The organism is Spirosoma horti, assembly GCF_054776595.1.
Map to the genome: position 1 here is coordinate 591,904 of NZ_BAAHBQ010000003.1, position 22,882 is coordinate 614,785.

The 22,882-nt window shown below is 50.2% G+C and carries 19 protein-coding genes; 6 read left to right on the forward strand and 13 right to left on the reverse strand.

Annotation, left to right across the window (positions count from 1 at the left end; genetic code table 11):
* Positions 1-8: 8 nt before the first annotated feature.
* On the reverse strand, positions 9-3,191 hold the full coding sequence (locus ACYVAM_RS10255) for a SusC/RagA family TonB-linked outer membrane protein (RefSeq protein WP_461066540.1): 3,183 nt from the start codon (positions 3,189-3,191) through the stop codon (positions 9-11).
* A 563-nt stretch (positions 3,192-3,754) separates the two neighbouring features.
* Here ACYVAM_RS10255 and ACYVAM_RS10260 point away from each other — a divergent pair.
* Positions 3,755-4,849, forward strand: coding sequence for a DKNYY domain-containing protein (locus ACYVAM_RS10260; RefSeq protein ID WP_461066542.1), 1,095 nt, complete (start codon positions 3,755-3,757; stop codon positions 4,847-4,849).
* A 51-nt stretch (positions 4,850-4,900) separates the two neighbouring features.
* Here ACYVAM_RS10260 and ACYVAM_RS10265 read toward each other — a convergent pair whose 3' ends face one another.
* The 11 genes from ACYVAM_RS10265 to ACYVAM_RS10315 all read right to left on the reverse strand — a co-directional run bounded on the left by ACYVAM_RS10265 (position 4,901) and on the right by ACYVAM_RS10315 (position 12,181).
* On the reverse strand, positions 4,901-5,188 hold the full coding sequence (locus ACYVAM_RS10265; protein WP_461066544.1) for a hypothetical protein: 288 nt from the start codon (positions 5,186-5,188) through the stop codon (positions 4,901-4,903).
* Between the two features lie 121 nt (positions 5,189-5,309).
* Positions 5,310-5,564 carry a hypothetical protein gene (locus ACYVAM_RS10270; protein ID WP_461066546.1) on the reverse strand — a complete coding sequence of 85 codons (255 nt, stop codon included), beginning with the start codon at positions 5,562-5,564 and terminating at the stop codon, positions 5,310-5,312.
* Between the two features lie 41 nt (positions 5,565-5,605).
* Positions 5,606-6,190 carry a hypothetical protein gene (locus ACYVAM_RS10275; protein WP_461066548.1) on the reverse strand — a complete coding sequence of 195 codons (585 nt, stop codon included), beginning with the start codon at positions 6,188-6,190 and terminating at the stop codon, positions 5,606-5,608.
* Between the two features lie 115 nt (positions 6,191-6,305).
* Complete coding sequence (locus ACYVAM_RS10280; RefSeq protein ID WP_461066550.1) at positions 6,306-6,668, reverse strand: hypothetical protein; 363 nt, start codon at positions 6,666-6,668, stop codon at positions 6,306-6,308.
* Positions 6,669-6,739: 71 nt separating this feature from the next.
* Positions 6,740-7,939: a hypothetical protein gene (locus ACYVAM_RS10285; RefSeq protein WP_461066552.1), complete on the reverse strand. Its 1,200-nt coding sequence runs from the start codon at positions 7,937-7,939 to the stop codon at positions 6,740-6,742.
* Positions 7,940-8,156: 217 nt separating this feature from the next.
* The gene (locus tag ACYVAM_RS10290) at positions 8,157-8,789 is read right to left on the reverse strand and encodes a hypothetical protein (protein ID WP_461066553.1); all 633 of its coding nucleotides are present in this window, start codon (positions 8,787-8,789) and stop codon (positions 8,157-8,159) included.
* A gap of 178 nt (positions 8,790-8,967) precedes the next feature.
* Positions 8,968-9,192 carry a hypothetical protein gene (locus ACYVAM_RS10295; protein ID WP_461066554.1) on the reverse strand — a complete coding sequence of 75 codons (225 nt, stop codon included), beginning with the start codon at positions 9,190-9,192 and terminating at the stop codon, positions 8,968-8,970.
* Positions 9,193-9,269: 77 nt separating this feature from the next.
* Positions 9,270-9,506 carry a hypothetical protein gene (locus tag ACYVAM_RS10300; protein WP_461066556.1) on the reverse strand — a complete coding sequence of 79 codons (237 nt, stop codon included), beginning with the start codon at positions 9,504-9,506 and terminating at the stop codon, positions 9,270-9,272.
* Positions 9,507-9,726: 220 nt separating this feature from the next.
* Entirely contained in the window at positions 9,727-10,578 is an 852-nt protein-coding gene (locus tag ACYVAM_RS10305) for a globin domain-containing protein (protein WP_461066558.1), read from the reverse strand.
* A gap of 94 nt (positions 10,579-10,672) precedes the next feature.
* Positions 10,673-11,602, reverse strand: a complete 930-nt coding sequence (locus ACYVAM_RS10310) for a class I SAM-dependent methyltransferase (RefSeq protein WP_461066560.1) — start codon at positions 11,600-11,602, stop codon at positions 10,673-10,675.
* Positions 11,603-11,770: 168 nt separating this feature from the next.
* Positions 11,771-12,181, reverse strand: coding sequence for a globin domain-containing protein (locus ACYVAM_RS10315; protein WP_461066562.1), 411 nt, complete (start codon positions 12,179-12,181; stop codon positions 11,771-11,773).
* A gap of 272 nt (positions 12,182-12,453) precedes the next feature.
* Here ACYVAM_RS10315 and ACYVAM_RS10320 point away from each other — a divergent pair, with 272 nt between their 5' ends.
* The 3 genes from ACYVAM_RS10320 to ACYVAM_RS10330 all read left to right on the forward strand — a co-directional run bounded on the left by ACYVAM_RS10320 (position 12,454) and on the right by ACYVAM_RS10330 (position 19,377).
* Positions 12,454-13,230 carry a LytR/AlgR family response regulator transcription factor gene (locus ACYVAM_RS10320; protein WP_461066564.1) on the forward strand — a complete coding sequence of 259 codons (777 nt, stop codon included), beginning with the start codon at positions 12,454-12,456 and terminating at the stop codon, positions 13,228-13,230.
* Positions 13,215-16,277 (forward strand): ligand-binding sensor domain-containing protein, encoded by a 3,063-nt coding sequence (locus ACYVAM_RS10325; protein ID WP_461066566.1) that lies wholly within the window; start codon positions 13,215-13,217, stop codon positions 16,275-16,277. Before ACYVAM_RS10320 ends, ACYVAM_RS10325 begins: the two co-directional genes overlap by 16 nt.
* Before the next feature lie 121 nt (positions 16,278-16,398).
* Complete coding sequence (locus ACYVAM_RS10330; protein ID WP_461066568.1) at positions 16,399-19,377, forward strand: tetratricopeptide repeat protein; 2,979 nt, start codon at positions 16,399-16,401, stop codon at positions 19,375-19,377.
* Between the two features lie 39 nt (positions 19,378-19,416).
* Here ACYVAM_RS10330 and yiaA read toward each other — a convergent pair whose 3' ends face one another.
* Entirely contained in the window at positions 19,417-19,839 is a 423-nt protein-coding gene (gene yiaA / locus ACYVAM_RS10335; protein ID WP_461066570.1) for an inner membrane protein YiaA, read from the reverse strand.
* 536 nt (positions 19,840-20,375) lie between these two features.
* Here yiaA and ACYVAM_RS10340 point away from each other — a divergent pair.
* Positions 20,376-22,163 carry an SGNH/GDSL hydrolase family protein gene (locus tag ACYVAM_RS10340; RefSeq protein WP_461066572.1) on the forward strand — a complete coding sequence of 596 codons (1,788 nt, stop codon included), beginning with the start codon at positions 20,376-20,378 and terminating at the stop codon, positions 22,161-22,163.
* Positions 22,164-22,224: 61 nt separating this feature from the next.
* Positions 22,225-22,878, forward strand: coding sequence for a DMP19 family protein (locus ACYVAM_RS10345; RefSeq protein WP_461066574.1), 654 nt, complete (start codon positions 22,225-22,227; stop codon positions 22,876-22,878).
* Positions 22,879-22,882 lie beyond the last annotated feature (4 nt).

A 22,882-nucleotide genomic window follows, 5' to 3' on the forward strand; every position in this document is an offset into this window, starting at 1 on the left:
GTTTCAGATTAAAAAGAAAGTTTCAGGTTCAGACCAAGGCTCCGGTTCGATGGCAGCGTACCATATTCAACCCCCTGGAAGTTACCGTTGCTGATGTTCACATCGGGATCGAACCACATCTTCCGTTTACCAATACCGGGAATGTCCAGAATGGAGCTTCCGCGATAAATCCAGAATAAGTTACGGGCCACAAACGACAAACGAGCCGACTTGATGAAGAAATTCGAAGGCACCGGAATGCCGTACCCAATCGATATTTCCCGTAGACGAACGTTGGTTGCATCGTAGGCAAAGAATTCACCCCATCCGTACCGTTTCCCGGATACCGTCTGCCAGAACTGCTCGGACGAAATCGCCGTTGCGTTCGTTTTGCCCGCACCAATTAACGTTACGCCATCAGCACCGGCAACACCCGCCGTAACCCCTGGCAACACCCAGCCTCCATCACGTTTTTGAGCTGTCACTTCCGGAATGCCGCTGAACGCCAGGTTCATTTCGGTACCCGATACGGCAATACCACCTAAACGGGCATCGACCAGAAAACGAAGTGAGAAGCCCTTAAACGTAAAGGTGTTTGTAAATCCTAAGAGCATCTTTGGGTTGAAATTGCCAATGTATTCCTGCTCTTTGGTCGCAACAGGCAGCCCGGTAGACACCACCGATGCTTCAGAAACACTTGTGCTGTTCGATTGCGAGCCAACCAGATATTGACCCGTGTTAGGGTCTTTCGCCCAGCGATAGGACACGATGTCACCGTAGGAGCCACCTTCCTGCACAATCGGCGACGCCGACCGGCCAAACCCGCCCGACAAAAACGCCGTTTTGATATCGGGCGAAAGGCTGATGATTTTATTCCGGTTCAGGCCCATGTTCAGGGTCATGTCCCAGGTCAACCGGTCGGTTTTAATGGCCGTTCCATTGATCACGACTTCAAGACCCATGTTCCGGATATCGCCCGCGTTGATGTATTGATCCTGGAAGCCTGATGCTGGGGCCAGGCCCAGTTTCAGCAACTGGTTGATCGAGTTGGTTTTATAGGCGGTAACCGTTGCGCCAATACGATTGCTGAAGAAACGGGCGTCTATCCCAAATTCCAGGCTTTTCGTAATTTCAGGTTTCAGATTACCAATAGCCTGTGTACCGTCCCGGCTAATAAATCCGGAACCAGCCCCCTGGCTGTACGAGTAATTTGTCTGCAACAGATACGGGGAAGCGCCGTTACCCACCTGCGCGAATGAGCCATTGATCTTCAGGAATGATAGCGGCCCCGATAGTTTTAGCAAATCCGACAACACGACCGAAGCGCCGACCGATGGATACTGGAACGAATACGGTTTTGGTAAGGTAGATGTCCAGTCATTGCGCAAGCTGGCATTTATGAAAACAGCATCCCGCCAGGCCAGCGATGCCTGCCCGAACAACGACTGCGTCTGAACACGCGAAAAGTCATCCCCCAGCGTCTGGTTCGTACCAAAGTTCAAGTTATACCGGTTTGGTACATTCAGGCCGTCAGCCGTGGCATTCGTCGATTGATATCGGGTATCCTGAATAATAGCTCCAGCCTGATAATCGATAGTGAACTCAGGACTGAGTTTATTTTTTCCCTCGATCAGCAGGTCATACCAGCTTTGGGTATTCACGATGTTGTTCCGGGCGAATTTACCACCCGCCTGATTGGCCCATAAGATGGTGCCCTGTCCATAGCTTTCTTCGTTTTTATCGAAATACTTATCGAGGTTAGCCCGACCCTGAATGCTCAGGAAATCCGTTAGCTGGTACTTGGCCAGTACGAAACCGATCACCCGGTCGCGGTATTGGTTAATGGCCGTCTGATTGGTCATCCAGTATGGATTCTGGTAGATCGACGACAGCGTGGATGGCCAGGCAGTTGGCGTTGGCAGCCCAAAAGCGTTGGGCGCTGCGTAATCCTTCGCCGTAGCGATACTGATGTTACGAGGAATCTGATACAGATCGATGACCGGCGCATTTTCCTCACCCGTCCGGGGCTTGTTCACCACCGACTGGTTGATGTACGTAATTTTCGCATCGGTCGAAAACTTCGAGCTGATCTGATTCGATAAGCGCAGGTTGATGGTATGGCGCATCAGATCATTACCCGGCACCGTTCCCTGTAGCGCGTTATTAGTGTAGGAAAGGTACGTTTGCGAACGCTCGGATCCCCCCGTGATCCCGATGGAATTATTAAAGCTAACGGCACTACGGAAGAAATCCCGAATGTTGTTGGGCTGCGCCGAATAGGTGTCCGGCTTGCCCAGATAGTTGGTGTAGGACTGGCCCGTCATAGCCGCGCCCCAGCTGGCGCCAACCGCCGGATCTAATTTACCACCAACGCCCTGCCCGTACTGATTCTGTACCATTGGCAGCGCAAAGGGTTTATCGACCGACACGCCGGAGTTCACGTCAACCGTTACTTTGCCCGCTTTACCACGCTTCGTCGTGATCAGGATGACACCGTTGGCCGCCTGGCTACCATAAAGCGCGGCCGCCGATGCACCGCGCAGCACCGTTACGTTCTCGATATCGTCGGGGTTGATGTTCGAGGCTCCATCCGAGTTGGCAACACTACCAAAGTCGCTGGTCGCCTGCCCGAAGGTGCTGTTGTTGATCGGCACGCCATCCACAACCATCAGCGCATTGTTAGTACCCTGAATGGAGCGGTTTCCCCGCAGCACGATTCGGGAACCCGTTCCCGGCCCACCCGACCCCTGAGTGATATACGCCCCCGCAATTTTACCTTGCAGGGTATTCAGCACGTTCCCATCGCGGACTTCGTTGATCTGAGCAGGTTTGATCATCTGAGTCGCGTAGCTCAGCGCTTTGGCCTCCCGTTTAATGCCAAGGGCCGTTACGACCACTTCGCCCAATTGCCGATCATCGGCCACCAGTGTCACTGTGAGTTGCGTTTGACTCGCCGACACCGGAACTTCTTTGGCCGTGTACCCCACTGAAGAAACGGTTAGCGTGGTGGCTTCATTGGGCACCGATAATTTGAATTCCCCGGCAGCATCGGTTGTCGTACCACGTGTTGTTCCTTTGATAACCACGTTTGCGCCAGATATGGACTGACCCTGCTCATCGCGCAGAGTACCCGTTATTTGTCGTGTTTGCGCCCAGAGAGGCCCGGTGGCAGCAAATACCAGCAAAAAACAGCAAAGTAAGTGTTTAAGCATAGTTTAACCGAGGTTAAAAATGAATAGTAGTGTAAAAGAGAAAATATCTATTTAACGGCAAAATGCAAAATTTAAAGCCAACATGCATGCATTAATCAAAAAATTTATAAACTATCCCTATATTTAACCTTTCTTTAACGCTGAGTAGAAACAGTATATCTACTGTATTATTCTTTTGAGTAATGCGCCACCCAGGCAGCACATCAACATGCGTCTGCCCTCGACTTACGAGCGCAACTAATCCATTTATTGCTATAACAGTTGTGCCATTGGCCTGCTGCTCCTGAATGACACCCCTGAGTTGGTGCCCAACCACTCGATGCCGGTACGCCACGACTCAACGGATCAAATCATACGGCTCGGCCAAAAACTTTTGGCCGACAGGGTCGTCATCCCCCACCTTCGTCGCATCCATCGGATAAGCCAGGCGGTTCTGGCTGATTGTCTTCTTTTATGTATCGTTCACAGTGACACTCATCCCGCCAATCGGATAAAATCCGTTACCTCATCTCCCACGAATGGCAGACTTCTTCAGGTTTACCAAGCTGACTTACTTTTTACTCATGAAACTACTACACATCCTGCTTTCGCTGGTCGGTTTAGGCATCCTGGTCTCTTGCAAGAAGTCGGGTTACGAAACCAAAAATGGGTCTGTTTATTATAAAGATTACTTACTTGGCGAGGCTGACTACGCTTCTTTTAACATATTGAACGACGTGTTCGCAACCGATAAAAAACAAGCGTATTATCGGGGTATTGCGCTTACAGGGTCAGATGGGAGTAGTTTCAGCGCGCTTAATGACCATTATGGCAAGGATAAAACCTCCGTTTTTTACTGCGATAATTACATTGACTTTAAGCTGTTCGAAACAAAACGAAGGGACAGAATTCATCAGATTTTTGCTGCCGATGCCAGTTCCTTCGAGGTGATCCAGGATGACTATGCCAAAGACAGGTTTCGCTGCTACCACAACGAGAAAGGATTTGCGGTGAAGGACGTTGCGTCTTTCCAGCCGCTTGATTATGACTTTGGCAAAGACAATCAAACAGCCTATTTCAATCTGACACCCGTAGCCGGAAGTCACGGTAGCTCGTTCAGCGTTTTGAGCAGAAACTTTTCGAAGGACAACCAGCATGTTTACTATGCTTCGACGCTTATGGATGGTTCGGCCCCTTCAACAATCCAAAGGATCGACCTGGCAACCCCTGACTCATTTACAGTTGTCGGCCAGTATTATGCCTCCGATCAGGGGCACGTCTATTATCAGAATAAGCGCTTGCCCTCTGCGGATCCCGCTTCATTCAGGCAATGGGACTCCTCCGAAATTAATTATGCCTCCGATAAGACACATATTTATTTTCGGGAGAAACTAATTACGGAGGCAGACAAAGCGTCGTTTCACTTGCTGACGGATTTCTACGCCCAGGATGCCAAAACCGTTTTTTATGAACACCAGCCCTTACTCGGCAGTGAAGTAACGTCGTTCACGGTTTTGCAGTCCGGGTACGCAAAAGATGCGAAACGGGTCTATTATAACGGGAAGGTGTTGAAAAAGGCCGATCCGGCTTCGTTTGCACTCGTTGATAACGAGGCCGACCGGGATGCAGCCGACAACCATTATTCATACAAAGAAGGAAAACGGGTTAAGCCCGACTAAAACCGTTCGGGACCAGCTGAAATCTGATAGCAACCTGAAAAACGGAAAGACCTACCGGGATCGCAGGCCTTCTAAAATAATGCTCCAGATTACTTCAGCGGGCATCGCCTGTACCTGTGAAGCATAAATAGTACGCTCCCCGTACGCGAGATTAGCGGCCGCCAGGCCAGACGGATCACAACGCACCACAAAGTCGCCATTAGCCTGGTGAATAATGGTAAAGTGAAGGACTATTCCGGGTCTGACTTCCACGCACTTACTGCCCACAATAGACGAGCCATCGCTGTCAGGTAGGGAAGGAACGGTCGCCTGGTACCAATGGGATGTGCGGTCTTTCATTCCGTTATGTCTATGTTAAATGGGCCTCTTATTCCCGCCACTACCAGGTAGCCAAGAATGTCACCGAGTGACCCAACGCCAATAGGTTTTATTGATTAAGCCGTTTGTATCGTAAAGGCTATCAGTGGGTTCTGATATAATTTACCAAAAGCAGGAGTAAAATCCCGATGACCAGAGCGCTGATTTTCGCCCACGTATACGGCAGCAGGTTCAGAACAATCAACACGATAAGGACAACGATTCCCAGGCCAATCAGGGCAGATTCCTGATCACGTCCACCAGCATCATTATACGAACTCCTGTTCATCAGCGCGTAAATCATACAGGCGCTCCATCCACTGGTCAGTATCCAGCTAATCAGACTAATAATCTTCATTTTATTTATAGAAAATAGATGTACCGGGTTGGGTAGTGGTTCTACTCTTCACCCAGGTTTAGGATTTCATTGATCAGCCAGCGGTTGTTATGCCGAACAAGCCGAAATTCATAGACACCAAGAAGAGAAAATTGTACCGTAGCCTGGGGCCGGGCAACTGTCACCTTCTCTATCTTCAGCGATTTCAGCGAATCAAGCTGCTGATCGACATCCTGATTAAGTAACACCAGGTCATAATCGAATCCTGTGGGCGGCCCTTCAACTTGGGGATTAACCTGAAATCCGTCATTACGTTGATTAAAAAACAGCCGCCACTCGTTCAGATAGCTATCCGTCAATAAGTTGCTGGTTCGTAAGTAAGCCAGATAGCGTTCTCCATTTTTGAGATTGACCGAATACGGCTTGCCCGGTTCCTGGTTGACCAATTGGATCTGACTGATGGGTCCGATATGCGCTTTATACCAGGTCAGAAAGGCGATTACGGTCTGAGTAACCGCCACAGAGTCAGTAGCGATAGGCGCACCTGCTTTGGGCGATTGCTCCGCAACCGATCCGGTCCCGGAATGACATCCGAGACCGGCGCTAATCACCAGTACCGAGGCAAAAAACAAGCCTGTTTTCCTCATCGTATTGATCAATAAAATTGTGTTTAAACTCCTTTCAGGAAGCCTAGCCAGATTTTATTCTGTCACTAGCAGTCGGCTCCACACGTTGCCTTTATCGGTCAAATCGCTGGGCTTTTTACACGTCAAATGGCAGGTCGTATTCTTTGGTAATCTCTTTGGAACTTCGGGTCTTAACGACGACTTTCGCTTTCAGGGGTGAACCAAGGACCAGGTAGTTTTTCACAAACTGATCGGCATGAACCATCCACGATTTATCTTCCAGCAAGTAGTCCGTTACGTCGGCTTTCGTGGCCTGATACGCCCATCGCTCAGTAACGAGCGGTTCGTAATTGATGATGTTCCCCATATAAAGCACCTGAATACCGGGTAGCGACTGGTTGCCCAGTTCAGTACAGTTTACAACCGTGATGCTCAGGGAAGAGCCGTCTTCCAGATCCTTGACGGACCACTCGTCGATAATCGTTTTTTCGTTTGCCATAAGAATTATAGTTGATTGAGGTTATTTTTTATCAATTAAACGGCCCACGTTCGGCCAAAGCTCTCACGGCTCTAGTCAAAGTCGAACCGGCCAAACTCCTGTTGGAAATTACCTTTTGCTAACTCCTGCTCGAATCGATCACCAAGGGTTTTAATCAGCCCTTTGTCCGCATGGAGCAGGGTGAGCGTTTTATCCCTTTTGTTGAAATACAGGGTTATCTGCTTTTCATCAAGCGAGAAATCGGTAATGATCTGTTCGCTGGTTTCTCTGGTTTCCACCTTCGTAATTGTGGGGTATTGGTGCCGGACACAGTCCATAAAATGGGCGATCATACCCGGCAGAACGGGTCGTAGCTGATACTGGGCGGGCTGATCCGTGTTTGCGTGAAGCTCAAGCCTGCCTTGCCAGTAAGGGAGTCGATCAAACGGATGCAAGTTCATGGTTTCCTTACCTTCCGGCGTAACTGTCCAGTCGAAATAGGTGGAAACCCAGGCTGGCGTAGCATCCCAAATGGAGAAAAAACGGGTAGCCGTCCGGTCAAATGGTACGGCATAGGTCTTATTTCGACGAAAATCGATACATACCAGCGCGTATTCTGAGACGTTCGTTTGCGGATTTCGGCGATACCCGATCAGCACGAGCTGCGTTTTTCCCGGCGACAGGTATACCACCTCCGATTGAAACGCATTATAGCCGTCTAATTGCTGAACCAGGGCACTACTATTGTTATCAATTCGATAAGTAGTTAGTAATTGCGTATCCAGCAACGTTCGGGTATTGACCATCAGGTAACGGCCACCCGACAAAAACCGGGAAGCCTTCGAATTATCGATCTGGTAAATTTTATGCTGTGCTCCCGGTTGGCCTTTTTCACTATCCAACCATTGGTATTTACCAAAATCGCCTTCCTCGGCGTCCAGAAGTTTTACGCTGGCCTGCCCATCAACCTCCGTAATCAGGTACATTTGGTGGGTTCCGATCAATACAGCCGGTTTAGGGGCATCTTTTAGAAATAATGCCTGCCAGAAATAAGACGTTGTCGTTCCATTCCTGGCTGGCACCTCCACAGGTTTGCCGTGGTAGCTGACCTGAAAATAAGACGTAGCATCTTGCCCACCAGGCCTACTGCCCAGATTATACCAGGCGCGGGAGGCTGTATACGCGACTTCCCAGCGAATTTCGAACGGGCCGCTGGCCAGGTGACCAGTCTCCGTTTTTTGCTTAACCGTTTTGCAGCCAAGCAAGCCAAGCAAGCTGGCTAGAGTCGCCATAGTGCGCAATTGAAAAAAGAGTGAGGAGAATATCCCGTTCGTGCCGTGCACCATTATTACTTGAAAAACATTTGCTGCCATGAAGGTGGGACAACCGGCTCTGCTCCTCAAAAATGTTACGACCAGTCGTAAGTATTTAGCCGCTCAATGGTAAGTAATTAACCATGAACCGTTTTATGGAAAACCATTTTTTGGCGGTGCGCTAGCCTGCCACAACTTAGATTCGTCGGCAGGCTAGCGTCCCGATGTACTTCCAGGTGCTCAGGAATACTACTACCATCGACACTGTCCAGACCGTTACGAGCCGGGGCGAGCCCAGTATCCAGTCGGTTGCCAAGACTCCCCGGGCTAATAAACCATTCATCACACCTAAAAGAACTACGTGATCAACGAGCACCGGCAACAGAAAGAACGAGATAAAGTACGCAGTCTTCTGTTTATGTTCGATTACCTGATACGCTTTCAGCAGCGGGTAAATGGTAATCAGTAAGATAACCGAAAAACTAATACCCTGCGCCAGTGTATGATTATGGAGCAGTTTGGTCAGTGCCCAGGTTTCGTCACCGCCCCCCATCAAGGGTTGAAAAAGCCGGGCGAAAGGCATATTACTGAAGATAAGGGCGTACCCCATTGCCTTCTGTCGTTCTGTTCTTTTTTCGCTTAATAGCCGGGCACCTGCCCAAATCATGCTGAACGTAAACACGGGTCCCGCAAATGTTGCCGCCAACGCATAGGGATGTTGCTCGATACATCCTTCACATAGCCCCCATGCGTTGAAATCCCGCTTTCCCCAGCAACCGCACAGAATTCGCCCGATACTTGTATGGACCAGCTCGTGGGCTTCATTCATAACAAACAGTAAGGCCGTAAACGAGACAATGAATCTAGAGGTTACCAGAGGGACCATTTATGATTGAATGCCAGCCGTAACTGCCAAACAGGGTAACGGGTGAATATATACGTAAAGAGGCCAAGCCGGTAATTGCCTACTCTCATTGATCAAAAGCAAGCCTGATAGCAGGCAACGCTCATGACTTGACCAAAGCCGACTTCTGCTCATGAAGCGAACAAATCATGCGAATACCAAACCGTAAGGATTTATCGACAATGTCGGCATTGAGGCAAACCCCGTAGTCCCACGGATCGAGTAACGTCTGGTAGCGGTCCAGATACGATTCAAAGTGAGCGCAGGTAACGCACGAATCTTTATTTGCCTCTCTATCCAGGTCAACCGTATAAGCGATGTCAGTCATGGGTCATGTGGATAATCGGTAAAAAAATGGTTGTTGATCAGGCTGGCTACTTGATTGAGTCTGGCAACAAAAGCCATCTATGACAATAAGCGCCGTAACCAATGTGTGAAACGGGATTGCGACGCAGCCGAATCGATTCGCTTCTGATAGTGGATCCATTGCGAGGCAAAAATAACACTGAGCATGCCCAGGGCTGCACCCATCGGCTTGTCTTCCTGCCACTGCCAGGTAATCATATCCACTCGAACACTAATGGCAACGGCAAAAAGCGCACATAGGATTGTGGCGGTTCGGCATACATTTCGCTTTTCCATGATCATCGTTTGGTAAGGATGATACAAACGTACGGGGAAGCGATGTGCAGGGGTTAACAGGCTCGTAACATTCTACAGCACGGCTGTAACAATTAACGATATATTAGCCTTAAAGCCCTAAAAAAGGCATAATCTCTATTTTCTGTTATAAAAACCGGGCAGCTGCTACCAGGCAAAAGCGAATCGGGACGGGCTCATTGACGAAAGCAACCCGCTCCCGTTAGGCCGTCTGGTGCATAGGGCAGCCACTCGTGTGGGCGGGCCGTGTAAGTTTCTCGGCCGGTGCAGCCATTGGACAAACCCCGCCGGATATACTCACATCAAGACGATCTCCTTCCTGAATAACATCCAGTAGCCGGTTGTTAATCTGTCCATTCAGACTACCGTCTTTGCCAGCTACCCGTTTGACCGTTATGCCGTAATACTGCCCGTTTGGGGCGTTGGTAATTGTAAACTGGCGAGACTGTAATAAATTCAACTGGGGCATAAACAAGCGAATGCTGAGGTATTGACCAGGACCATGATCGGCTACGGACCCGCCATCAGCCGGATACAGATGAAACGAAGCCACCTCACTCGATTCGTTCCGTTTCATAGTGACCAGAAAGGGCCGCCAGCCGGTCCAGCCGCCCGGTTTTGTTAGCTGCGTTGCGTATAACTTAGCTTCGATGCTGATCAGTAGGCTGGCCAACTGCCCATAGGCAGCCTCCCAGGCACCCAGCAGCGCCGGGGTGGCAGCCGTGCCCAGCACTTCGCCAATGGAGGCAATCAAATGGCGACCGATAAGATTGTAATGCTCGGGCCGAATGTCCAGGCTGGTATGCTTGCCGGCGATACGGTTCAGGGCAGACAATAAAACGGACGGATCGTCAATATTTTCCGCGTAGGCCAGTACAGCCGTGGCCAGCGCTTTGGGCTGGTGGCCATTTTGCTGGTTGCCCATGTTGAAGGTGTTCTTAAACTCGGGATTGTGCGAAAAAACACGCTGGTAAAAATGGGTGGTCAGCAACAGGCCGTTTTCTTTCAGAACCGGTACGGTTGCTTTGATGAGTTGTTTTTGGTCGGTAGTCATGCCAGGAGGTGACTGACGGAGAGCGTCGCTCCGTCAGTCATAAATAAGAGAAGTGGTTAACTGGACAAAAAAAAGGAAGGAACGAATAAGGAGCTTACAAGCTGTTTGGTCCGCGCTCGATATGCAGGAATAGATTGACTTTTTCGGGTTCCTGACCCACGCGCACCGAATAGCCCGCACTGACGGCTTGCTCGCCCAGACCTATTAAGTGAGCCGGGTTGCGGTAGTTGAGCGGCCAGGCCACCAGATCCATATACGATTGGGATGGATGATTATCCGTAAAGTTTCCAATGATCAGTTCGCCATTCACAGCCAGATGCGAAGTAAACCGGCGAATCAGTTGGACGAACTGACGGTCGTTGAAATAATCGAACAGCCCCGCCGACCAGATAATATCGTACTGTTGATCGGGCATAAACCGGAAGACATTTTTCTGAATGAAGCGGACATCGGCGGCAGGCTGTGTAAATTTCTGTCTGGCATACGCAATGGCGTTGCTATCTAAATCCACACAATCTGTACGGATTCGGTACGACGGATTTTCGGCGATAAATTCGGCTAATTCGGTGCAGGGGCCACTAGCCAGGTTCAGCATCCGAATCTCGGTCCGGTTGTGGCGTTTCATGTAGGCGCTGACGACCTCTTTAAAATAGGTTTTGCGATTTCGCACGGCCCGACAGGCTGCATGATTTTGCAGGAACAAATCCCACTTTGTGTATTGCTGGTCGGGGCTAAGGTGCCAGGTATACATCCGCTCAATAATTTCATAGTCGCCAGCATAACCGTGGGGCTTATTGAGCATAAATCCCTGCATCGTCCGGTTCGACAAGGTCGAGCCGAATTCGGTACGAATGCTGGCCAGTTCATCATCGGTCATCAGCCCGGCCCGGACCTGGTTACTCAGGCGGATCATTAGGTTATCGACCTGCTGGTAGTCCTTAACGTCTGGCCCGCCTTGGCGAACCAGTTTTCCGATTTCAGCTTTTAAAGACGAAGAGACAGGGGTAAACGAAATATCGTCCATGGATTGTCGTGTTTGTGGTATAAAGGATTTGAGAAAAGCCTGCCTGATTGATAATCTCGGCGGTTTATTTACGATTGTGCTGTAAATGTGGCTGATCTGAATTCCGTTTATCAAACATTTCACGACGAATGGCACGGGTTCGGTCGTTGAATCGTCGTTAATTCAGCATTAGTTGTTTTCGGGGCGGAGCATCGCCTGCGTGAGCTTATCATAACAGGCAATCCAACCCTGTCGCACGTCGTCGCTCCAGTCGTTGCCAAGGCCACGCTCCAGCGTCCAGAGCAGGGCCTCTTTCACGGGCTCATAATGTTCGGGCTTTACACCATATTGTACATGACTTTGACCCAGCTGCTTAATTTCCTGCTCCACCGCCTGCGGACGGTCCAGACGGGCAACGAGAATGCTGAGCATATCCATAAACTTTTGATACTGTCTATCCATCGGCCCCGTAAACATGGGGCGCAGGTTAGGATATTTAAAAAACAGACGCCCATAAAAGACGTCGCCCAGTATGGCGGGATCTACCTCCCGCAGGAGCGTCCAGCTATGTTTTACGAGTGTGAGTTGCTGATTTGTCATAGAGCGCTTGTTAACAAAGTAAAGTGCGATATCGGTATGAAGTAAATAACCGGAAAAATGCCTCTATCGCCAATTTTTCTAGCACGAGTCGTTGGTTTTCACCCATCAACCGTGTAAAAATGTTACCTACCCGCTTTGGTGGTCGGCTTTACCATTCGTTTCTCCATTTGCGTCATTCAGGTCTTGCTGCCTACGGTTCAATGCCGAAAACTTGGAACAGATTACTGAAAATGAAAGATTTGGGCTAGATTACCCGGCCTAAAACTCTTGCCATGAACGCTCTGATCATTGAAGATGAAAAATTAGTTGCGCTGGAACTTACGGCGAGTATCGCTGAAGTGGATCCGGCCATTACCATTGTTGGTACGGTAGGCAGCGTCAAAACCGCCCTGCGGTGGTTTGCCGAAAACGCCGAACCCGATTTGATCTTCGCTGATATTCAACTGGCCGATGGCATTAGCTTTACTATTTTCGACAAGTTTCGCCTGACGTGTCCCATCATCTTCACCACGGCATACAATGAATATGCCATTCAGGCTTTTAAGGTCAATGGCATCGACTACCTGCTAAAACCCGTTGACTGGGATGAACTTCGGCAGGCCATTGCGAAGGCCCGCTCCCTGGCCAAACAGCCCGGCAAAATAGACATCGACGTACAGAAACTCATGGCTGCGCTCAACATGTCGCCGACAGCGCTCAAGCCAACCTATAAAGAACACTTCCTGGGAAATGCCCGTAATAGCTGGGTACCCGTTCGGATTGCAGATATCGCCTACATCATGCGGGACGAACTAAATTTCATGGTAACCAACACGAGCGAACGGTACATTCTGGATTATGACACGCTCGACCAGATCGAGTCGATGCTCAACCCCGACCAGTTTTACCGGGCGAGCCGTCATTGCATCATTAACATCAACTCGGTTCAGAGTGTGAAGGGATTGGCCAATCTTAAACTGCAACTGGTACTGAAAGCACCCAATCACCAGTTTATCATCGACATTAGCCGCGACAAAGCCCCCTCGTTTAAGAAATGGCTGGAGAAATGAGCACAGCTTCACTCCTCCGGTGGTTCATTTTATGCAGTTGGCTGATGCTGGAAGCCCGTTGGCTGGTCGCGCAGCCCGCGAATCTTGCGGTCGAATTTCAGCACATTCAGGAAGCGCAGGGACTATCGTATAACGTTGTCAACTGCCTCATGCAGGACCGCGATGGTTACCTCTGGATCGGTACCTATGGCGGTTTAAATCGGTATGACGGCACTCATTTTACCGTTTTTAAAACCGACCGGCAACGCCCGACAAGCCTGGGCAACAACATCGTTCATGCCCTATGTCAGGATAAAACCGGGTCAATATGGGTGGCTACAGACGATGGTATCAGCCGGTATGACAGCCAAACGGGGCAGTTTTATAATCATAAGACCGTGAATGGTAAAGCCCTGGGCCAATGCCTGACGATTCTGTGTGATCGCCAGGGCGGCATTTGGTTTTCCAGTGCCAATAGGGGACTATTTTTGTTAGACGCCCGTACCAATCAGTTTACCTCATTCAGCCATAATCCCGCCAATCCAGCCTCCATCTCCAGCAACGCCATTACCAAAAACGGGCTACTGGAAGACCCACACAGCAACGGCCTCTGGCTGACGTCAGAAAAAGATGGCCTCAATTACCTGGATATCAAATCGGGACGGTTTCTCAACCACCGCAACAACCCCGATCAACTCCCCATTTTTGCCCATCACCATACCTCGGCCTTAGCGCTGGACGGTACGGGTCGACTAATCTTTTCCGATAATACGGACGAGCGTATTCTGGTGTATGATCTGACGGAAAAGAAACTAACCAACCGCATTGCGCTGGCCAGCCGAACGGGCCGATCTGCATTTCCGCTCGGTACGGTTGTGGTTGACCGAAGCCATAATCTGTGGGTCAGTTCCTGGACATACACCATGTTTTATGTGGATGCGAACCACTATAAGCCTCAGGAATTTTTTCACGATGTGGCCCAGAAAACATCCATAGCCAGCGACTTTTTCTGGGCTGGCTGGCAGCAAAGCGATGGTACGATCTGGTTCGGCACCGTCAGTGGCCTGTCGTATACCAATCCGGGAAAGACGTTTTACCAGATTCACAATCTGGCCCGACAGCACCCGGACTTAGCCAATGGATTGGGCTTAACTTCATTTCTGGAAGACGATAATGGGAGCTGGTGGCTGCTATCAGCCGATAACGACCTGTTTAATTACGCTCCCCTTACCAGCCGGTTGACTACCCACCCCCTACCCCTCTCGGAGCCGAATCAGTATCGGTTCGGCTTACCGATGATGGTGGCAGGCCGTACGATGGATGAGCTGATCATTTGCCGAACAAAATCACTGGTCATTTTCAACAAGCGAACCCGAACGTTTTCTCCTTTTCCCCTGCCGCCCCTCGTTCGTACGCATGTTCGAGACTTTAGCACCCTCGTTCGCCAGGGCGACTGGTTGTGGCTGTTTGGCACCAGTGATGCTATCTTCCGGTATCACCTGCCGTCGGGGCAGTGGCGTACCTACGACCTCCCCGTTGAAACGGGAAAGGCCAAAATCAGGGTCTGCTCCGCGAGTTTCGATAAAAACGGAACCCTTTGGGCTGACCTCGACGGGAAAGGATTTATCTGGTTCTCGGCCAGGCAACAGCGGTTTAGGATGTACGCGCGTCAGATACGTACAACGGGCTTTACCGATCATTTTGCGTTTAGTACCGATGCCAAAAACCGATTATGGCTGCCCGTATCCGGGAGCGGATTAGTTGAATTTGACCCTGCCCGGGCTAGCTTCCGCACCTGGACCGAGCAGGACGGCCTGTGTTCGAACGAGTGCAAATCCGCCTTCGCCGATGCTTACGGGGATATCTGGATGGGCTCCTTCAACAAGTTTTCAATTATCAATCCGGCGCAATCATCTGTCCACAACATCACGTTATCCCTCAACGAATCTACCATTGGCTACGTCAATTACATGTTCCCCCTCCGAAACGGCAACATCCTCACCACCCTGAAAAATTACGTGGTCGAATTTATGCCCCGGCGAATCAACAGCCAGTCGACACCCACCAGCGTCCTGATCAGTGCCCTTACCCTACCCGATACGGCCATTCCTATTCATGGGCGCAACCCGACGGTTATGTTGCGGGCTAGTGAAAACAACTTCAGCATAAGCTACTCCGTTTTGAACCGAGCCCAACAAACATACGTATACAGCTACACGTTAGACGGCTATGATGACCATTGGGTGAAGGCCGACACCCGAACCATTGCCAATTACACCAAAATTCCGGGGGGCGATTATACGTTCAGGGTGAAGGCGATGGCGGGTAAAACAGAAACGGCCGAAACCAGACTGACGATTCATGTCAATTCGGCCTTCTACAACACCCGCTGGTTTCGGGCCGGATTGCTTTTTCTGATCTTGGCGCTGACATACCTGGTTTATCGCTATCGCGTTCAGCAAACGGCCCGGCTCCACCATTTTCAGATGCAAACGACCCGGCTGGAACGCGACAAAGCCCAGATTCAGTACCAGAATCTGATCAATCACCTGAACCCGCATTTTCTGTTTAACAGCCTGACCTCGCTCAATAGCCTGATTCTGATCAAGCCAAAAGAGGCATCAGTATTTCTGCGGAAACTATCGGCTATCTACCGGTATATTCTGCAGAATAAAGACAAAGAACTGGTCAGTCTTCAGGATGAATTAACCTTTGCCCAGACGTATATCGACCTGCAAAAGGCCCGCTTTGGTGATGGGCTCCTGATCGAGATCAATGTTGATCCAGCGTACCTGACCTGGCAGATTGTTCCTGTAACGATCCAGAACTTACTGGAAAACAGCATCAAGCACAACATTATTGATGACGAGAGTCCGCTGCAGATTCGGATTTATACCGAAAATTCGAATCTGGTTGTCTGGAATAATCTGCAGAAAAAAGAATTTGTCGAAACGTCGAATAAGCAGGGACTGGCAAGCCTGAAATCCCTGTATGGCTACCTGAGTGGACAGGATATCAGCATAACCGAAACAGAAACCCATTTTTGGGTTTCTGTTCCATTGATTTAGTAATTAACTTACCCGGAAGTAAGAAATGAAACAAAACAGGTCCAGTTTCTTACCGGTGCCTAACTACTTTACGATACGTATTCTGTCTGCGTATATCTTTCCGACTCATTGACCTTCCTGTATGAAACAGCTTTTCTTCCTGGTATTTCTTGTCGTTTTTATAGTGGCCGTGCCCTTCCCGGCAGGGGCGCAGCAGAGCAAGCGCGACAGTCTGGAAACGCTCCTTAAACGTAGCCTGGCCGACACCAATCGGGTTATTTTATTGAATAAAGCCGTTGGTTTATTTTATAGCAACGACCCCAAAAAAGCGAAGTCCTATGCTGAACAGGCGCTACAGCTTTCCCAGCAGCTCAACTACCAGCGGGGCATTGGCCGGAGTTACCTCAGCTTAAGCGTTTACCAATGGTCACAGGGAGCCTATCAGTTGGCGATCGACTTGTCGAAGAAGGCTCTACCCTATTTTGAGGCATTGAACGATCAAAATGGCATTGCTTCGGTCTACAGTCATTTGGGGGTAAGCGCACGGGGCTTAGGCGATTTTCCGCAGGCAATAACCTACTATTTCAAAAGCCTCAGCGTCAACGAAAAAATCGGTGATCAGGCGGCTGTCGCCCAGAATTATAACAACATCGGCATCGTCTTCAAGTACCAGGAAAAATACGACCAGGCGCTGTATTATTATTGGCGGTCGCTCCGTACAAGTGCGGGCATCGACCCCCGCAATCAGGCGGGTACACTGCAAAATATCGGCCTGATCTACCAACTCAAGAAAGATTATCCTAAAGCCATTACGTACTTAAACCAGGCCAGGGCGCGCTTTGCCACGTTGAATGAGCCGAAAGGCCTGGTAATCTGTGACAATAATCTGGGGGATACCTACTCCCGAATGCAGCAGTACGACCGGGCTGAACAGTTCATCCAGCGGGCGTTAAAAACGGGAACCCAGTTTAACTACACCGCCAGTATCGTGTCGAGTTTGATCGGTTTGGGGGAGATCCGACTGGCGACAGGACGGGCGAAGGACAGTTTTTCTTTTTTTGACAGAGCCCGTACGCTGGTCGAACAACTCGCCAAACCGGACGGTCGGCTGCAGGTGTACAAAGATCTGGCAACGGCCCATGCCCAAACCGGCGACTTTGCCAACGCCTATACCTTCCAGTCGAAATGGATTGCGCTTAAAGATTCTATCTTCAACGGAGAGAGCGCGAAAAAGATAGCCAGGGTTCAGGCCGACTATGAATCCGAAAAGAAGCAGGCCGAAATCGAACTCTTAAAGAAAGAGCAGGAAGTGTCCCGACTGTGGCGTAACGCGCTGGGCGTCGGTCTGCTGGCGGCCCTGATTATCGCGGGATTGATCATGAGTCGGCAGCGCCTAAAGATCCGAAACGATCAGGTCCTGCTGAATCAAAGTAAGGTAGTTGCCCAAAAAAATGAGCAGTTGGAAATCCAAACGCATTTGCTGGAAAGCCAGGCCACCCGACTAACGGCCCAGGCTGGTCAATTGCAGGAATTAGATGCCGCAAAATCCCGGTTCTTTACCAATGTGACCCATGAGTTCAGAACGCCCCTGACGCTCATTATTGGCACATTGAGCGAAAAACTCCATCTACTGACAGAAACGCCGGAAACCACTATCCGCCAGCCGGAAGTGAGTGTTATGTACCGGAATGCACAGCGATTACTGCACCTGATTAATCAACTGCTTGATTTGTCGAAACTTGAATCGGGTCGGCTGGACGTACGGCTACAAACCAACGACATACGACCACTGCTGAACGTGGTTGTCTCCCTGTTCTCGTCACTGGCCGAACAACGCCACATGCGCCTGTCGGTGCAGCTGTCGCCCGAGCAACTGCCGGTTCGTTACGATGCCGATCTAGTCGAAAAGGTAATCACGAATCTGTTGGCCAATGCCTTTAAGTTTACGCCCGATGGTGGTGAGATCACGGTATATGCCGGGCCGGTTATGCGCAATGAGGCTGCTTTTGTCCAGATCGTGGTCGACGACAGCGGTATCGGTATTGCGCCAGACCAGACCGAGCGGATATTCGAGCGGTTCTATCAGGGCCCTGCGTCGCAGGTAGACCGGCAACCCGGAACGGGCGTTGGTTTGTCTCTGGTCAAAGAAATAATTGACCTGCATCAGGGACGTATTCAGGTCGAGAACAAAGCCGGTTCGGGTGCCCGGTTCGTTGTGCTACTTCCTTTGGCCGCGTTAGCAGAAGAGACGGCCAGCCCAGTCGTACCCGCCCGCCTTCCGTCAGAACAAATCGTGTCGACCCTATCGTCCGAACCTGCTCCTGAACGATCACCCCTGAACAAAGCCAACGATGAACGGCCATTGTTGTTGATTGTTGAAGACAACAAGGATGTGCAGACATTTATCCGCAATCTGATGGAGACTCAGTATCGGGTAGTGGTCAGTCAAAACGGCCGCGAAGGGTTAAACATGGCACAAACGCACTTACCCGACCTGATCATTAGTGACTGGATGATGCCGGATATGGATGGCATTGCGCTTTGCCAGCAAATCAAGGCAACTGAATGTACCAGTCATATTCCCTTTATTCTACTGACGGCCCTATCGGCGCAGGACAAGCGCCTAACCGGTCTCGAAACGGGAGCTGATGACTACCTGACCAAACCGTTCGATTCGCGAGAGCTACTGATCCGGGCACAGAACCTGATCATGAATCGCCGGAAACTGCACGAACGATTCAGCCGGGAAATCCGCATCCAACCCAACGAGATTACCGTGACCTCGGCCGATGAGAAGTTCATGACGCGGGTTATGACAATCGTAGAAGCCAACTTAAGCAATTCCGAATTCAGTGTCGAGCAGTTCGGGCGGGAAGTGGGCTTAAGCCGAATGCAACTACACCGCAAGCTAATGGCCCTGACCGGACTGGCCTCGGGCGATTTCATTCGGATCATGCGCCTGAAGCGAGCGGCCCAGCTCCTCGATGGCCGGTCGGGTAATGTATCCGAAATAGCGTATGCTGTTGGCTTTAACTCGCTGTCTTATTTTGCCAAATGTTTCCGGGATCAGTTCGGCGTTCTACCCACCGAGTACCAGAGCAAGCTTCCTTCGCCTGCCTAGCGCTGGATAAACCTATCGAATTTGATCGGACCAGGCTGGTTACGACTCTCGCCCAGCCTCCGATTGCTCTTTCTTTGGAATATCCTGATTATCCCGCGTATTTTTCTGGACGGCAATAGCCCCGAATAACCCTAACAAAAAGGCAAATGCGTAGAATCCCTTTTCGCTCGGCAACAGGGTCGCGTTCCACAGGCCAATTGTCAGCAGCATAATGGACAGGATGGTTGAAAACCAGCAGATTCCGTAGTAAATATCGGTTACAGGTAATCCTTCAAGGCGATCTCTCACGCTTTTCTGTACGGAAACTACCGAGAAAATACCGAACATTAAGACCGTGAAATAAAAGCCCTTCTCGTTCAAGAGCATGTCTGAGCGCCAAAGGCCAATTAAATAGCCGAACATACCGATTCCAAGAGCAAGCCACGAAGCGCCAACGAAGGCGGGTGATGTTTTCTGATTCATAAAGATTTAGCAGGAATAAATGAGTCTGTAAATGTGACTATTGACTGATTCATTTTCCAAGTTTTTGTTCGTGAGTGGTTGGTATTCAGGGGTTGATCCGTACATCCTTGCCGATGAGTTGTATTCTGGATTACCCAAAAAAGACGGGCATTTTACTATCGCAATAGTCAATTGCCAGCATGCCCTGACCGCCCCCAAGCCCCTCCTAAAACAGAAGGGGCTAGAACAAGGGTAGCGCGTTACAGAGCCCCCTCCTAAAACAGGAGGGGAGTGGGGGTGGTAAACGGGTGGTTACCCTTCATAGCTGGAAGCATAGAAATGAAAAAAGGTGATCTTTTGTCCTGCCGGTATCGAATCAAAAAACCAACCGGATGTTAACGTGATTGCTTACATCCAGCAGCTAAGCATGTGGTAAGGGCTAGGGGTGAACCAATGCGGGCGTGGGTATACAGCCTAAAAAATTACAAAAACTGTATCTTGGCGCCCTGCCGTTGCCACTTATCTTTACCCATTCATTAGCCCTACTCTGCCGATTCATGAAAAAAACGCGGATGCTTTGCTTTCTCGTGGCTTTTACAACCCGTCTGGTTACCCTTGCCCAAACACCCGTCGAATATGTATGGTGGAACCCCGCCAAAAACGATTTTCCCGTTATTGAAGGACAAGCCTGGAGCGGCAACGATGTACAAAGTCCCTACGACCGTCTGCCAGCCGTAGCAGAGAAAACTGTCCGTAAAGAAGTCTGGAATCTATCGCGTAGTTCGGCGGGGCTCCTGATTCGGTTTCGAGCCAGCACCGATCAGGTAGTTGTGCGGTATGTGGTGGGTAACAAGCAACAGGCCCTGCCACACATGCCCGCTACGGGTGTGAGTGGGGTCGATCTGTATGCAGGAAACAGCGATGGCGACTGGTTGTGGGCCGCCGGAAAGTACACATTTGGCGATACAATTCAATACCGGTTTGCCAATCTCGAGCCAAACGATTCCTACAAACGCGGCCGGGAATACCGTCTGTTTTTACCCTTATACAACTCCGTTCAGTGGCTCGAAATCGGCGTTCCGAAAGGTGTGACGTTAACGCCCTTGCCCATTCGGCCCGACAAACCGGTAGTGGTTTATGGTACGTCTATTGCGCAGGGTGCCTGTGCCTCCCGGCCCGGCATGGCCTGGACGTCGATTCTGGGCCGCAAACTGGATCGACCATTAATTAACCTGGGTTTTTCGGGCAACGGCCGACTCGAGAAGGAAGTCGTCGACCTCGTGTCGCAAGTCGATGCCAGCCTCTACGTACTGGATTGCCTGCCCAATCTGATTGCCACCGTAGGTATCAAACCCGAAGACATTAAAAGCCGGATTCTGGAATCCGTGAAAACGCTTCGCCAAAAACGCCCGACAGTACCCGTTTTGCTGGTCGACCATGCGGGTTATACCGATGGCAGCCTCAGCCCCATTCGCCAGCAATATTACACCGACGTGAACACGCTGATGCACCAGGCCTTTGTGCAGTTGAAAGCGGAAGGCATTAACGGAATTTACCTCCTGCCCAAATCGCAAATCGACCTGGACATGGATGCGATGGTGGACGGAACACACCCGACGGATCTGGGCATGCAGCAGTACGCTGATGCCTACGAAAAAAGCATCCGAACGATACTGAACGAGCCGGTGGGCAACCTGTCGACCATGAAGCCCCGCACCCAATACCGCGACGGGTCGTTTGACTGGGAAATTCGCCACCGCGACATGCTCGCCCGGCTAAAAGCGAAGCCACCCCGGATCATCTTCCTGGGCAACTCCATTACGCATTTCTGGGGTGGAGAACCCAAAAGCGCGCGTATCAACAGCGCTGACTCCTGGAACAGCACGCTGGAGCCGCTGGGCGCCCAAAACATGGGCTATGGCTGGGACCGTGTCGAGAACGTGCTGTGGCGGGTCTATCACGGCGAGCTGGACGGCTACAAGGCCGATCAGGTGGTGCTGATGATTGGCACGAACAATATTCAATTGAACACCGATGCCGAAATCGTAGCCGGGCTCAAGTTCCTGATTCAGGCCATCAAGTCCCGCCAGCCCACTGCCGAGGTTCTGATGGTAGGCATATTACCCCGACGGGAGGGTGAAACCCGCGTTGCCACACTCAACGAAGCCATTGCCCAGATGACAACCGAAGCAAATGCCACTTTTGTGCAGCCTGGTTTCGTTTTCCTGCAGCCCAATGGCAAAATAGATGAGTCCTTATTCTCGGACGGCCTGCACCCCAACGCCGAAGGGTATAGAAAACTGGTCGGGGCACTAAAGCCGTATATAAAAGGAGGAAAGAAGTAATTAGCGCTTGTTGGAAAGCATCGCTTAAGAATACGACTGAGACAACAACCTACAGAAAGCTATGAAACCAAGTTTATTATTGATAATACTGCTGACAATGTGTACGCTTTTAGGCTGTTCAGAAAAGCCGCACAAAGAAGAGAAGGTTAGTATCAAAGACACCGTAGATACCCGGATAAGTAAGTTCCTTAACGACTTTAAAAATAGACCTATTCACAGAATTTTAACGGAACAAATTATTGATTCGACATCCGACGAAAAACTAGTGCAGGTCGTTTTTGACAACTTAACTCAAAAACTACCAACTAGTTACACAGAGGAGGAAGAGTATGAAACCATACTGGGCTGGAATAAATCAAGACAGGCTATCTACATGATCTGGATACTGGAGTCGGAGGTGAACAACGGTGGGTACAATCAATTTTACTCTAATTCGGGTAGCCAGTATGCTAAGTATTTACCAAACGCCCTGAAACTTGTCGGAGCAGACAGGTTAGCCGATTTGACGCAGCGAGCAAACGATGTCTTCGAGAAAGAAAACGAAAAAACCACTGAAAATCAGGACAGTACAACCATCGCGAGTACCAGATCCTATCCCGACTACCTATTTAAACGATTTGACAATGACTTCTATGAGATTGCCCAAGCCGACAGTTTAAACCAGGTGCAAGTTGACTTTATTCGCAGCCACAAAGGAAAATTTATCGATAATTAAAGCA